Origin of the sequence: Flavobacterium sp. (genome assembly GCF_031381455.1) — a bacterium.
In the GTDB taxonomy this organism is placed as follows: domain Bacteria; phylum Bacteroidota; class Bacteroidia; order Flavobacteriales; family Flavobacteriaceae; genus Flavobacterium.
Map to the genome: position 1 here is coordinate 1 of NZ_JANMXZ010000014.1, position 13,048 is coordinate 13,048.

The window sequence follows — 13,048 nt, forward strand, 5'->3', positions numbered from 1 at the left end:
TTTACGTTATGGCGAAAATGATATAATTGACAAAGGAAAATACATAAATATTTGGAAAAAGGAAAATGGAGATTGGAAAATATGCAGCAATATATGGAATACCAGTTTACCTGCAGTTTCTGTAAAATAATTATTAATCCAAATTAAAAATGAAAAAAGTAGGCATCATTGGTGGTTCTGGTTTCATTGGAAGTTATATCACCAAAACGTTTTTAGAAAACAATTATCAAGTTAAAGTAGCAACTACCGATATTTCTCGGGAAGATAAATACCAACACTTGATGCGCTTTAAAAACGCAGAAAACTTATACATCAGCGAGTTAGATGTTACAGATAAAGCCCAATTAGAAGATTTTGTTACCGATTGTGACTATGTCATTCATGGTGGAACTCCTTTTATATTAGACTTTCAAGATGCAGAAACAGAATTATTTGACCCTACGATTAAAGGAACTCAAAATTTTTTGGAAGTCATTCATAAAACTCCAGATATCGAGAAAGTAGTTTTAATCGCTTCCGTTGCCGGATGGAATACGAACTTCCCAATGCCCGCTGGCGGAAAGGATTTCTACGACACTTTTGACGAAACCGATGAACGATTTACCAGCACCGAAAGTCATCCGTATGCGCAAGCGAAGTTTATGGCCAATCAGTTTGTCGAACAATTCATAAAAGACAATTTTAACTTACCTTTTGAAATAACGTCTGTTTCTCCAGTAGCCGTTATGGGAAAAGCATTATCTAACAGAAAAGATTCTACTTCGAGCGGATTACAATTTTTAATCAAAAATAAAATTGCTCCCGATGATTTTATTCAATTTCTATATGATAATGATGTGCCTTTTGCTATAGTAGATGTAGCCGATGTGGCTCTTGCAATATTCAAAGCCACCACAACCAAAGGTTTGCATGGCAAAGATTATTTATTATCTAGCGAAACATATACAGTGTCGGATATGCACGAAATGCTGAATGGAAGAGAGCCTATTTCAAAAGCACGAATCGTTTATAAAAATGATTTAGCCAAGAACGATTTAAGAATTCAATTTAGACCCGTGAAAGAAACTTTGAATAATTATTCCAACTAAAATTTAAAAACATGCATCCAACCAAAACTTTTCTATGAAAACCAAAACCTTACCATCACTTTCCGAAAACACTTTTTTACGTTATTTTAATTTTGTTGCTTTATATTTTGCTCAAGGCGTTCCAGAAGAATGTTGTTTTATGGCATTCCAGGTGACTTTAGCGGAAGTGTAGCTATATAATCTATCAATAAAAACAACAATATGAAAACAGTAATTATTACAGGAACAAGTAAAGGCATTGGCCTTGAAACAGCGTTGGCATTTGGACGAGCAGGTTATAAAGTATACGCAACCATGAGAAATCCGGAAATGGCTTCAGATTTTAAAAACAAAATCAAAGCTGAATCATTAGATATAACCGTTTCTAAAATGGATGTTGACTCGGACGCATCAGTTAAAAAATGTTTTGATGAAATACTAAGCACGAACGGACAGATTGATGTTCTAGTCAACAACGCAGGAATTGAGCGACATGGTTCTATAGAAGAAATGACCATAGACGATTTTAATGCTATAATGAATACTAACTATTTGGGCGTACTTCGTTGCACTAAGGTTTTATTGCCTCTAATGCGCAAAATCCAAAAAGGAGCAATCATTAATGTCGCTTCTGTTGCCGGTCATATTGCCAACAGCCCATTGGGTGGTTATGCTGCTAGTAAACATGCGCTTGAGGCAATAAGTGAAGCGTTGGCACAAGAAGTAAAACCATTTAATATTAGGGTTGCTATTGTAGAACCAGGCATTATTAATACCGACATGGCTCGAGACATCAAGGTCGCAGGTAATTCTATTTATCCACAGTCAAAACGTTTTGGTGGATTGTTTGCTGCGTCCTTAAATAACCCAACACCGCCTTCATTAGTGGCCGATACTATTTTAGATATTGCAGAAAGTGGCACTTGGAAATTAAGACATCCTGTTGGTCCGGATGCGGAACCTTTTATAGCTTGGCGAGCCTCTATGTCTGATGAACAATGGGTAGATTGGAATGCTGCTAATGATGAAGATTGGTATAAATCGGTAGAGCAGGATTTTGGATTGAATGCCAGATAATATTTAAAATTCAGTAATCCGCATACTACTTTGAATAATAAACGGGAAAGCAGAAAACCGATTAGAGTAAGCAAATTAGTAACCAATTAAATCACACAAAAATGAAAACAACATTCACAATGATTGCCTTAATGGCAATTTTCACCTTCACTTCTTGCAAAAAAGAGAGTGATAAAGAAGTTACAACAGAAACAACAGTTACCGATACTACAGCTGTTGCCGATGAAGCTCCTGCATTTGAACCTTTTCAAGTTATGGCAATTAGCTATACCGTAAAAAATTATGAAGTATGGAAAAAAGTGTTTGACGAACGCGAAAGTACACGTGCAGAAAGTGGTTTGACCACAAGAGCATTGGCAAGAGGAACAGACAATCCAAATAAAATCTATCTTTTCTTGAACGTAGCTGATATGCAAAAAGCAAAAGAGTATGCTGCTAATCCAAAATTAAAAGAAGTGAGAAAAACAGCAGGTGTGACTAGCGAACCTGAAGTTATTTATTCCAATGTAGTTCGTTTTGAAGAGTCGCCAGCCGAATTTAAAGACAGAGTAAGGGTAAGTATTAAAATAAAAGATTTTGATGCTTGGCGTAAAGTATATGATGCCGAAGGCAAAGAAATTCGATTAGCAAATGGACTTATTGACAGAGCAATTGCGCAAAGTATTGATGACCCAAATATGATTTATGTAACTTTTGCAGTAAGCAATATGACAAAAGCAAAAACGTATATGAAAGCTCCTGAACTCAAAAAATTAATGACCGAAGCAGGTGTAATTAGCAAACCAGTAATCGATTTTTATACAAGTGTTTTGTAATCAAATAAAAACAGTTTATCCTGCAAGGTCTTTTTGACCTTGTAGGATTTTATCAAAAATGCGTAATAGATTTATAAAAAAACATTAATAATAATTCCATCAAAATGAAAACAATTGTATTACTCATCGTATTACCATTTTTCGGAATGCTTCACGCACAACAAACAACAAACTTTGCCTTTAATCACTTAGCCTTATCAGTCAAAAATCTTGACGAAACAGCTACTTTTTATAATGAAGTTTTGGGGTTACAAGAAATTACGAATAAAACAAAAATAGAAGGCATTCGTTGGTTTTCATTTGGCGAAGGCAAAGAACTGCATCTGATTTCTATTCTAAAAGAACCGGTTACGATTAATAAAGCCGTTCATTTTGCGCTATCAACTTCAAATTTTGATAACTTTATTAAACGATTAGAAGAGAAACACATTACCTATTCAGATTGGCCTGGAGTTATTAATAAAGTAACGATGAGAGCTGACGGAATACAACAAGTTTATTTTCAAGATCCAAATGGTTATTGGATTGAAGTAAATAGTGTTCAAAAATGATAGAAACAATTACAAAACCCAGAATTCAATCCATCGACCTTTTGAAAGGTTTGGTCATGGTCATTATGGCACTCGATCATGTTAGAGATTATTTTCATTATTCGGCTTTCTTTTTTGATGCTACTGATCCTGAGCAAACAACATGGCCAATCTATTTTACAAGGTTTATAACGCATTTTTGCGCGCCAGCGTTTAGTTTTTTGGCAGGAACTTCGGCGTTTATGATTGGTAAAAGAAAATCACCTGCTGAATTGTCAAGTTTCTTATTCAAACGTGGACTTTGGCTGGTTTTTGTCGAAATAATCATTATCAATTTTGCATGGAAATTCGATATTCATTTTAGTCATATTGGTTTGCAAACCATTTGGTCGTTGGGAATTAGTATGATTGTTTTGGCAGGATTAATTCACCTACCAAAGAAAGCTGTTTTGGCATTTAGCCTTGTGATTATTTTTGGACACAATTTGTTAGACAATATTCATTTTGACGGAAGTTATGTATGGGCAATGCTCCACGAACGTCAAAAATTTGAATTCGCCGAAGATCATACTGTTGTTTTTGCGTACTCTTTATTGCCTTGGATTGCCGTTATGTCATTGGGCTATTGCTTTGGTTCTCTTTACGACAGTTCGTTTGATGCTCAAAAAAGAAAGCGTCTATTAAATAGTTTAGGTTTGGGCAGTCTTGCACTTTTCTTTATCCTTATTGCTTTCAATACCTATGGCGATCCAGTTCAATGGACCAATTATAGCGATACTTCCAAAACGCTGATGTCTATTTTTAATGTTAGTAAATATCCACCATCGTTGTTTTATTTACTGGTAACATTGGGTTGCAGCTTGCTTTTTTTGGCGAATGCCGAAAAATTAAAAGGCAAAGTGGTCAACTTCTTTTGCGTCTTCGGAAGAGTTCCGTTTTTCTATTACATCCTGCACCTTTATCTCATTCATTTATTAGCAGTTTTTGCGGCTTACTTTACAGGATTTGGTTGGCAAGCAATGGTGTTACCAACATTTATTACCCGAGTAGAAGCTTTGAAAGGCTATGGTTTTAATCTGATTACAGTGTATCTGGTTTGGATTGTAGTCATTCTTTTGCTTTATCCTTTATGTAAAAAATTCGATAATTATAAACAATCCCACAAAGAAAAATGGTGGTTGAGTTATTTGTAAAAACATCTGAAAATAATGAAAAAAATTACACTGCTAATCATTTTACTGACTATTCCAAAGGTAGGAAACGCACAACAGTTACTAACCAAAGACCAACAAAAAGTGCAGGAAACAGTTGTCAATTTTTTTGAGGCTTTGTCTAAACGGGATTCCATTGCCTTAAAAAAATACTGCACTGCTGATATTGTGTTATATGAATATGGAAGCATTTGGAATGCAGATACACTTATCCGTAAAGCCATCAAATTAAATACGGCAAGTGATTTCAAACGAATTAATAATTTTGATTTTATCAGTACAACAGTTACTAAAAATACTGCTTGGACATCTTATAATCTCCTTTCGGAAATAATAAAAGATGGTAAAAAGGTTACTGTGCAATGGATGGAAACCGTCATTGTATTAAAAAAGAAAAAAAGATGGCAAATTAAACTATTGCATTCCACACTTATAAAACGCAATTAAAAAAAACATTATGAAAAAATCAATAATTTCAATTCTCTTTTCTCTGCTTTTTTCAACTACTTTATTATCCCAAATACAGTACAGCGACGAAACCAAAAAGTACATCGAATACAATGATGCTGTTATTGTATTAAAAAACAGTTTATTAATTGATGGAAAAGGCGGCACTCCAAAGTCCAAACAAACCATTATTATCAAAAACGGCAAAATTGAATGGTTGGGTGATGATTCCAAAGCCAACATTCCTAATGGTGCAAATACCATTGATTTAAATGGAAAAGCAATTATGCCAGGCTTGGTCATGTTGCACGAACACATGTACATTTCAGCAAGTTCGAAAGAATCTAGATATCCAAATTTAAGACAATTACCCGTGAGTTTTCCAAAGATGTATTTAGCATCAGGTGCAACAACTATCAGAACTTGCGGAAGCATTGAACCGTATTCAGATATTAGAATAAAAAAAGATATCGATTTAGGCTTGTTTCCCGGACCATTTATGGAATTGACTGCACCCTATATTGAAGGAAAACATTCTTATTTTCCTCAAATGAAAGAAAATAAAACACCAGAGGAAGCAGCCGCTTTTGTAAACTATTGGGCAGATCAAGGCTTCACTTCTTTTAAAGCTTACATTGGTGTTGACAAGCCAACATTGAAAGCTGCCATTGATGCAGCTCATAAAAGAAAGCTAAAAATTACTGGACATTTAGATATGGTTACTTACGAAGAAGCAGCCGAATTGGGTATAGATAATTTAGAACACGGATTTATGGTCTGTACCGATTTTGTAGATGATAAAAAAGAAAATGAAAATCCAGCAAGTGGTAAAGCCTATGAATCGATGGGAACTATTGATGTCAAAAGTGAAAGTGTAAAAAGGAGAATTCAATTTTTGATAGATAAAAAAGTAGGTGTTACTTCCTCGTTAGCCGTTTTTGAAGGTGCTACCACTATGCAACCCAAACCAAACGAAGACGTATTAAATGCCATGTCGCCAGATACAAGAGATTATTATTTGAAAAATTTTGCAGCAATAAAATCTGCAAAAACCCCATGGGATTACGATAAAGCTTTTGCCAATAATGCAAAAATGGAAAAAATGTTTTATGATATGGGAGGCTTACTCACAGTAGGAACTGACCCAACAGGTAACGGCGGAACATTAGCTGGTTACGGAACTTGGCGTGCGATAGAGTTACTAGTAGAAGTCGATGGATTTACACCGTTAGAAGCCATAAAAATTGCCACACTAAATGGAGCGACAGCATTGGGTTTTGAAAAAACAATCGGAACCATTGAAATTGGTAAATCAGCAGACTTGTTAATTATTGATGGCGATCCATCAAAAAACATCAGTGATATACGGAAAGTACAGTTGGTGTTCAAGTCTGGTGTTGCATTTAATTCAAAGAAATTGTTTGAATCTGTAAAAGGAAAAGTTGGGTTTAATTAAGATTCATTAAAATAACCTTACTTGAATAAAATTTGAAATTGAAACCATAAATACTATAACTATGAATACCAATTCTGTTGTCAAAACACGTGATGCACAACTTCCCAATGACATTGATTGTATCAAACAATTATGGACTGATTATCTAACTTGGGGAAATGACAACATGCAACTGAATTATGGTGTGCATCCACATAATCCGAAGGAACAGGTTAAACAAGATATTGAAATGATTGACAAATTCCTCCCACCAAACGGACGTCTTATCCTTGCATTCGTAGATAATAAAGCCTGTGGAATAGGATGCCTAAAAGGTATCAACGAAGAAATAGGCGAAATTAAACGAATGTATGTTGATCCCTCTTTCAGAAAGATTGGCGCAGGTCATCAAATTCTTCAATCTTTATTAAATGCTGCAAAAGAAGCCAGTTACAGAAAAGTACGATTGGATAGTCCAAAATTTATGGAAGCCGCTCATTCACTATACCGAAGTGCTGGTTTTAAAGATATTCCCGTTTATGAAGAAGTTGAAATTCCGGAAGCGTTTAGACAGTATTTGTTGTTTATGGAAATGGATTTATCGAAATTCTTTAAGTAAAAAAATAATGAAATTAAAAAGTTTATATGATTCATTAAAAATAATACTAACCAAAAACAAACCAACATTATGACAACAGAAACTACGCTTACCCCATTGCAAAGCTCCGACAGAATTCAATCCTTGGATGTGATGCGAGGCATTGTATTATTTGGCATTCTATTAATGAACATAAACGGTTTTGGTCTAGCCAAAGCCTATGATGATCCAACCGTTTCAGGCGGTTCCGAAGGATGGGATTTAATCACCTGGATTACCACCAACCTGTTTTTTGAAGGTACTATGAGAGGTTTGTTTTCACTTTTATTTGGCGTTGGCATGTTTGTGCTTCTAGACCGTCTTGAAAAAAGAGGCGCCGGAATGGAAGCAGCCAACATCTATTTCAGACGATTAAGTTGGATGCTGGTTTTCGGATTAATACACGGCTATTTGTTGCTTTGGACAGGTGAAATTTTATATAACTATGCCTTGATGGGATTTTTAGTGTTTTCGTTTAGAAATTTGGCCCCCAGAAAATTAATCATTATTGCGGTATTTTTATTCTCTGCAGGAGCTTTATGGACTTACTTTGATCATCAAAATGATATTAAATTGGTAGGTCAAGTAGAAGAAATTAAAGCATACAAAGCTCAAGACAAAACATTAACTAAAGAACTAACAGAAGCCGACCAGAAATGGCAAAAAAGAGAAGGAGAAAGATCAGCTGAAGGTGTTCAAGAGTATAACGAAAATATGCATAAAGGCTATTTTGATTTGGTGGCTTTTCTGGCTCCAATTAACTGTCATGGCGACCAATTCTACTCTTACCGATATGATTTATGGGACGTTTTGAGCATGATGTTATTAGGCATTGCCTTTTTTAAATTAAAAATACTAACGGCTGAAAAATCGTATCGTTTTTATTTAACCATGGTGTTAATAGGATACGGCATTGGTTTAAGCGTGAATTATTATGAAATCAAAACGATTATGGATAGTAATTTTTCCTTCTTAGGATTTTCAAAATCGTATATGACTTATGATTTGGGCAGAGTTACCGTTTCTTTAGGACATATCGGAATGATAATGATACTTTGTAAATCGCCCATATTAATGTGGTTAAAATTCCGATTGGCAGCGGTTGGAAAAATGGCGTTGACAAATTACATAATGCATTCTATAATTTGCATGATTGTCTTTACCGGTGTAGGTTTCGGTTTATTCGGAAAGTTACAACGTCACGAATTGTTATATGTGGTATTTTCTGTTTGGATTTTCCAATTGATTCTTAGTCCGATTTGGCTTAAATATTTTTATTTCGGACCTTTAGAATGGGGTTGGAGATATTTGAGTTACCTGAAAAAATATCCATTCAAAAAACAATAAGCATTATGGTAAATGAAAAAAAGAATCATTTAAAAAAAGCTCTCGGTGTTGGTTTTGGTATTGCTATTTTAGTCGGAAGTTCAATCGGTGTCGGCATTCTCAGAACACCGGGAACCATTGCAGGAATGCTCGATAATTATTGGCTTATAATTGCCTGTTGGCTTGTTGGTGGCTTATATGTTTTAATCGGTGTCGGAACTTATGCCGAGTTGGCGACTATGCTTCCTAAAGCCGGTGGTTCTTATAATTATATCAAAAGGGCTTTCGGAAATTACTCTGGCTTCTTAACTGGTTGGTATGATTTTATCAATAATTCCTTAGCACCAGCTCTATTTTGTATTGTCATTAGTGAATTTGCGGTGGTCTTGTTTCCTAGTTTAAAAAGTCAGATAACCATTATTGCTCTTGGGCTTTTGGTTGCTTTTACCTTGCTTCATGCCAGCGGCGTAAAAAGCGGGAGCATCATGCAACAAATAACAAGCATCATCAAAGTCTTGTTTTTTGTCGGATTTATAGTTGCTTGTTTTATGTATTCGGGCGTGAAATTTAATCCTACAGAAAACCATTCCTCCATTCTTGAAATGAGTGTGATTATTGGTTTTTTCAAATCACTTCAAATGGTTTTGGGGACTTATGAAGGCTGGAGTTCCGGTTGCTTTTTTGCTGAAGAAGATGAAAATCCAAGCAAAAATATTCCGAAATCATTGTATACCGGAGCTATAGTCGTTATACTGATTTATGTAATTATGAATATGGCATTTCTGTATGTTTTGCCGGTTTCAGCATTAGCTAATTCAACATTCGTGGCATCAGATGTAGCCAAAGTAGTTTTTGGAGAAAACGGCAGTATTATCGTAACCATTATCGCTGTATTCTCCATCTTGGGAATACTAAACGCTTATATGATGATTCCGGCTAGAATTTTATTTGGATTGAGTCGCGACGGATTTTTTATCCAAAAGGGAACTACTGTAAACAAAGGCGGAACGCCAATCGTAACACTTTTGATTTCTTCATCAATCGCTTTTGTCTTGATTTGTATCGGTTCATTTGAAATCCTATTTTCTTTGGGTGCGTTTATGGCTGTCATTGTTTGGGGATTTGCATATGCCGCATTAATCAAACTCCGGATTACAGAACCCAATTTACCAAGACCACACAAATCTTGGGGCTATCCTTTCACTTCAATTATCATGATACTGTTTTCAATAGCTTTATTTTTAGGATTTGCCTATAGCGACCGTAAAAGTTTGCTAACTATTGGAATTATTACATTGCTTTCGTATCCTGTTTTTTTATTACTAAATCGAACTAATAAAAAAGAATAATTATGACAACAACTAACACACCTATTAAAACACATGAACGCGAAATCTTTATGGATGCTTTGCGTGGTTTTGCCATCTTGGGAATATTTATTGCCAACTTAGGTTTTCTGAGTCATTATCAAGGTTCAGACAAAGCCGGAGCATGGTTATTATCGGGTTCAGATGATACGATGAGCTTTTTCCATCATTGGTTAATCGAAGGGAAATTCTATTCTATCTTCAGTTTGCTGTTTGGTTGGGGAATTGCTTTGCAAGTCAAACGCGGTTTAGACAAAGGTGTTGATGCGTTACCAACAGTCAAAAGAAGGCTTTTGTTTATGTTGTTGCTTGGCGCACTTCATTTGCTTATTTGGATTGGTGACATCGTATTTTTCTATGCGTTGTTAGGTTTCATATTATTGCCGTTTCGCAAATTTTCAAATAAAACATTACTCATCACTGCGGTCATACTTATTCTTTCTCCAATAGTGTTGTATTGGTTAAAAATGACTTTTCCAGTACTGAATTATCCTGCAGAGTTATTAAATCAAACCGGAGATCAATTGGGAGAAAAACTTAATAGAATCAATAGTCAAGCAACTTACATAGATTTTATGCAACATGGAAGTTGGTTTGATCATCTTAAAAACAACATCAGCGGTTTCTTTTATCGCTACGGCTATTTATTTTTTGTGAGCAGAATTCCAAAAGTACTGGGGATGTTCCTAATTGGTTATGTAATTGGTCGTTCGGATTTTTACAAGAATTTGGTACAAAACAAAAAAGTTGTTTACTGGATTATCGGTCTTGGTTTGCTAATTGGCTTGCCTGCCAACTATCAATTAGCGTATTATATGTCAAATTTTGAGGATGATTATTTTGGGTTAAAAATAAACGGTTGGTATGAAACTATTGCTTATGCACTAGGAGTTGTGCCTTTAGCATTAGCCTATGTTGGTTTGTTGATGTTAAGTTTTCAGACAACTATTGGAAATAAAATACTGCTTTTAATTTCGCCCGTTGGCAAAATGGCTTTTAGCAACTACTTGATGCATTCTCTCATTGGCAATTTTGTATTCCTTGGAGCAGGATTGGGTTATATGGGTCAGGTTGGCCCTGTGTATTTGACTCTTTTTGCTATATTAGTCTTTGTGTTCCAAATTATATTGAGCACTATTTGGTTACACTATTTCCAATACGGACCGATAGAATGGGTTTGGCGTTCGTTAACGTATAACAAAAGACAACCATTTCGAGTGAATTCAAATCATTAAATCAAAATAAATGAAGCTACAAGTTTTACTAATTAGTGTTTTATTGGCACAACAACTTTCAGCACAATCAATACTTCCGCCAATTAGCGAATGGCATGGAAAAAGCGAATTATTAATCGCCAAAACCAATAATCCTTGGATAACACCAACAGAAAAAACAAATTTTGTAACTACACCAAGTTATGATGAAACCATGAGTTGGTTAAAAAAACTAGCCGATGCATCCCCATTACTAACGATAATTTCTATTGGTAAAAGTCCGGAAGGAAGGGATATTTTTATGATAATTGCCTCAACTGAAAAAACAGTAACCCCAGCAGGATTGCAGCAATCCGGGAAGCCTCTATTGTTGGTTCAGGCGGGAATTCACTCGGGCGAAATTGATGGTAAAGATGCCGGAATGATGTTGTTGCGCGATATTGCTTTTGGAAATAAAAAGTCATTGCTGGACAAAGTGAATTTATTATTTATTCCTATTTTAAGTGTCGATGCGCATGAACGTTTTTCAGCTTACAACAGACCCAATCAACGTGGTCCGGAAAATATGGGTTGGCGAACCAATGCACAAAATCTAAATCTTAACAGAGATTACGCCAAGCTGGACACTAGGGAAGTACGTGCCGTAATTAAAGTTATGAATGAATACGATCCACTACTTTACATGGACATTCACGTTACCGATGGCGCCGATTATCAATATGATATTACTTATGCATTATATGAAAATCAAGGCTATTCGAAATCCATCTCCAACTGGCTAACTTCAAAGTTTAAAACCAATGTTGACAGAGATTTATCTGCCAATGGTCATGTACCTGGAGAACAATTAACTCCGGTAAACGACAGGGATTTTTCACAAGGGAATTTATTGACAATTGGCGAACCCAGATTTTCCAATGCTTATGGTGACTTGCGGCATATGGCCACTGTGCTCATAGAAACACATTCCTTAAAACCATACAAGCAAAGAGTTTTAGGAACTTATGTGTTGCTGGAAAGTGTCTTGAAAATATTAGCTTCTGATGGGCAATTACTAAAACAAAACACACTGTCCGATAGAGCAAAAAGAGAACCGAAAGTTAATATGAGATGGAGAGTACCACAAATGGCCAATGCGATGTCATTAGATTCACAGTTCAATTCGGTAAAGAAAAATGATTTAGCAAAAGCGCCGGATAGCTTGAAACTGTTAGGAATAACATCAAAGATTTTAAAATCAGCTATTACAAATGCCGATTATGTTACTTGGACTGGTGAGCCAACAACTATGACTGTTGCCAATTTTAAAGGTTCAGAACCTATAGATTTTGTGAATCGACCAAAAGCGTATTATGTGCCGCCAACTTGTACTGAAGTGATTGAACGCTTAAAATTGCACGGAATACAAATGGAAATAGTAAAACAACCGCGTGAAGTAACGGTGGAAATGTACCGAATTCAGGATGTTAAATTCCAAAATGATGGAGGGAAACCACTTCCTTTTGAAGGCCATATGCAAGTAAAAGGAACTCCAATTCCTGAAACCCGTAAACAAGTTTTCGCTGCAGGTTCTGTATATATTTCAACAGACCAGCCTTTAGGAGATTTAGCGATGTTGTTACTGGAACCGAAATCACCTGATTCCTTTTTAAGTTGGGGATTTTTTGACCAAATTTTCCAACGAACAGAATATATTGAAGCCTACGTAATGGAACCTATGGCGAAAAAGATGCTGGAAGATTCACCCGAATTACAAAAAGAATTCGAGAAAAAGAAGGCTGAAGACAAAGCTTTTGCCAATGACCAAAATGCAATTCTGACATGGTTCTACAGCAAAACAAAATATTATGACGAACGTTATTTGCTCTATCCTGTTGGAAGATATTTATAATAAAAACACCTGACAGGTTTTAAAAACCTGT

13 protein-coding genes are annotated in these 13,048 nt (G+C 35.5%); all 13 read left to right on the forward strand.

The features are described 5' to 3' along the window. The first annotated feature begins 149 nt into the window (after positions 1–149). The 13 genes from RMN97_RS04395 to RMN97_RS04455 all read left to right on the forward strand — a co-directional run bounded on the left by RMN97_RS04395 (position 150) and on the right by RMN97_RS04455 (position 13,017). Positions 150–1,088, forward strand: coding sequence for an NAD-dependent epimerase/dehydratase family protein (locus RMN97_RS04395; protein WP_309613313.1), 939 nt, complete (start codon positions 150–152; stop codon positions 1,086–1,088). Positions 1,089–1,122: 34 nt separating this feature from the next. Next, positions 1,123–1,260 (forward strand): hypothetical protein, encoded by a 138-nt coding sequence (locus RMN97_RS04400; RefSeq protein ID WP_309613314.1) that lies wholly within the window; start codon positions 1,123–1,125, stop codon positions 1,258–1,260. Positions 1,261–1,289: 29 nt separating this feature from the next. Continuing rightward, on the forward strand, positions 1,290–2,144 hold the full coding sequence (locus RMN97_RS04405) for an SDR family oxidoreductase (protein ID WP_309613315.1): 855 nt from the start codon (positions 1,290–1,292) through the stop codon (positions 2,142–2,144). Positions 2,145–2,245: 101 nt separating this feature from the next. Next, positions 2,246–2,959, forward strand: coding sequence for a hypothetical protein (locus RMN97_RS04410; protein ID WP_309613316.1), 714 nt, complete (start codon positions 2,246–2,248; stop codon positions 2,957–2,959). A 104-nt stretch (positions 2,960–3,063) separates the two neighbouring features. After that, complete coding sequence (locus RMN97_RS04415; RefSeq protein ID WP_309613317.1) at positions 3,064–3,510, forward strand: VOC family protein; 447 nt, start codon at positions 3,064–3,066, stop codon at positions 3,508–3,510. Beyond that, complete coding sequence (locus tag RMN97_RS04420) at positions 3,507–4,682, forward strand: heparan-alpha-glucosaminide N-acetyltransferase domain-containing protein (protein ID WP_309613318.1); 1,176 nt, start codon at positions 3,507–3,509, stop codon at positions 4,680–4,682. Before RMN97_RS04415 ends, RMN97_RS04420 begins: the two co-directional genes overlap by 4 nt. A 15-nt stretch (positions 4,683–4,697) precedes the next feature. Next, positions 4,698–5,147 (forward strand): DUF4440 domain-containing protein, encoded by a 450-nt coding sequence (locus tag RMN97_RS04425; RefSeq protein WP_309613319.1) that lies wholly within the window; start codon positions 4,698–4,700, stop codon positions 5,145–5,147. 10 nt (positions 5,148–5,157) lie between these two features. Next, positions 5,158–6,603: an amidohydrolase family protein gene (locus RMN97_RS04430; RefSeq protein WP_309613320.1), complete on the forward strand. Its 1,446-nt coding sequence runs from the start codon at positions 5,158–5,160 to the stop codon at positions 6,601–6,603. 61 nt (positions 6,604–6,664) lie between these two features. Further along, positions 6,665–7,201, forward strand: coding sequence for a GNAT family N-acetyltransferase (locus tag RMN97_RS04435; protein WP_309613321.1), 537 nt, complete (start codon positions 6,665–6,667; stop codon positions 7,199–7,201). Positions 7,202–7,270: 69 nt separating this feature from the next. Next, the gene (locus RMN97_RS04440) at positions 7,271–8,566 is read left to right on the forward strand and encodes a DUF418 domain-containing protein (protein ID WP_309613322.1); all 1,296 of its coding nucleotides are present in this window, start codon (positions 7,271–7,273) and stop codon (positions 8,564–8,566) included. A gap of 5 nt (positions 8,567–8,571) precedes the next feature. Next, on the forward strand, positions 8,572–9,894 hold the full coding sequence (locus RMN97_RS04445) for an APC family permease (protein ID WP_309613323.1): 1,323 nt from the start codon (positions 8,572–8,574) through the stop codon (positions 9,892–9,894). A 2-nt stretch (positions 9,895–9,896) separates the two neighbouring features. Next, positions 9,897–11,147, forward strand: a complete 1,251-nt coding sequence (locus RMN97_RS04450) for a DUF418 domain-containing protein (protein ID WP_309613324.1) — start codon at positions 9,897–9,899, stop codon at positions 11,145–11,147. A 10-nt stretch (positions 11,148–11,157) separates the two neighbouring features. Further along, positions 11,158–13,017 (forward strand): M14 family metallopeptidase, encoded by a 1,860-nt coding sequence (locus RMN97_RS04455; RefSeq protein WP_309613325.1) that lies wholly within the window; start codon positions 11,158–11,160, stop codon positions 13,015–13,017. The last annotated feature ends 31 nt before the right edge of the window (positions 13,018–13,048 follow it).

Coding starts and splice junctions, on each gene's coding strand:
- RMN97_RS04395 (WP_309613313.1), top strand. CDS start 150: ATGAAAAAAGTAGGCATCATTGGTGGTTCTGGTTTCATTGGAAGTTAT.
- RMN97_RS04400 (WP_309613314.1), top strand. CDS start 1,123: ATGAAAACCAAAACCTTACCATCACTTTCCGAAAACACTTTTTTACGT.
- RMN97_RS04405 (WP_309613315.1), top strand. CDS start 1,290: ATGAAAACAGTAATTATTACAGGAACAAGTAAAGGCATTGGCCTTGAA.
- RMN97_RS04410 (WP_309613316.1), top strand. CDS start 2,246: ATGAAAACAACATTCACAATGATTGCCTTAATGGCAATTTTCACCTTC.
- RMN97_RS04415 (WP_309613317.1), top strand. CDS start 3,064: ATGAAAACAATTGTATTACTCATCGTATTACCATTTTTCGGAATGCTT.
- RMN97_RS04420 (WP_309613318.1), top strand. CDS start 3,507: ATGATAGAAACAATTACAAAACCCAGAATTCAATCCATCGACCTTTTG.
- RMN97_RS04425 (WP_309613319.1), top strand. CDS start 4,698: ATGAAAAAAATTACACTGCTAATCATTTTACTGACTATTCCAAAGGTA.
- RMN97_RS04430 (WP_309613320.1), top strand. CDS start 5,158: ATGAAAAAATCAATAATTTCAATTCTCTTTTCTCTGCTTTTTTCAACT.
- RMN97_RS04435 (WP_309613321.1), top strand. CDS start 6,665: ATGAATACCAATTCTGTTGTCAAAACACGTGATGCACAACTTCCCAAT.
- RMN97_RS04440 (WP_309613322.1), top strand. CDS start 7,271: ATGACAACAGAAACTACGCTTACCCCATTGCAAAGCTCCGACAGAATT.
- RMN97_RS04445 (WP_309613323.1), top strand. CDS start 8,572: ATGGTAAATGAAAAAAAGAATCATTTAAAAAAAGCTCTCGGTGTTGGT.
- RMN97_RS04450 (WP_309613324.1), top strand. CDS start 9,897: ATGACAACAACTAACACACCTATTAAAACACATGAACGCGAAATCTTT.
- RMN97_RS04455 (WP_309613325.1), top strand. CDS start 11,158: ATGAAGCTACAAGTTTTACTAATTAGTGTTTTATTGGCACAACAACTT.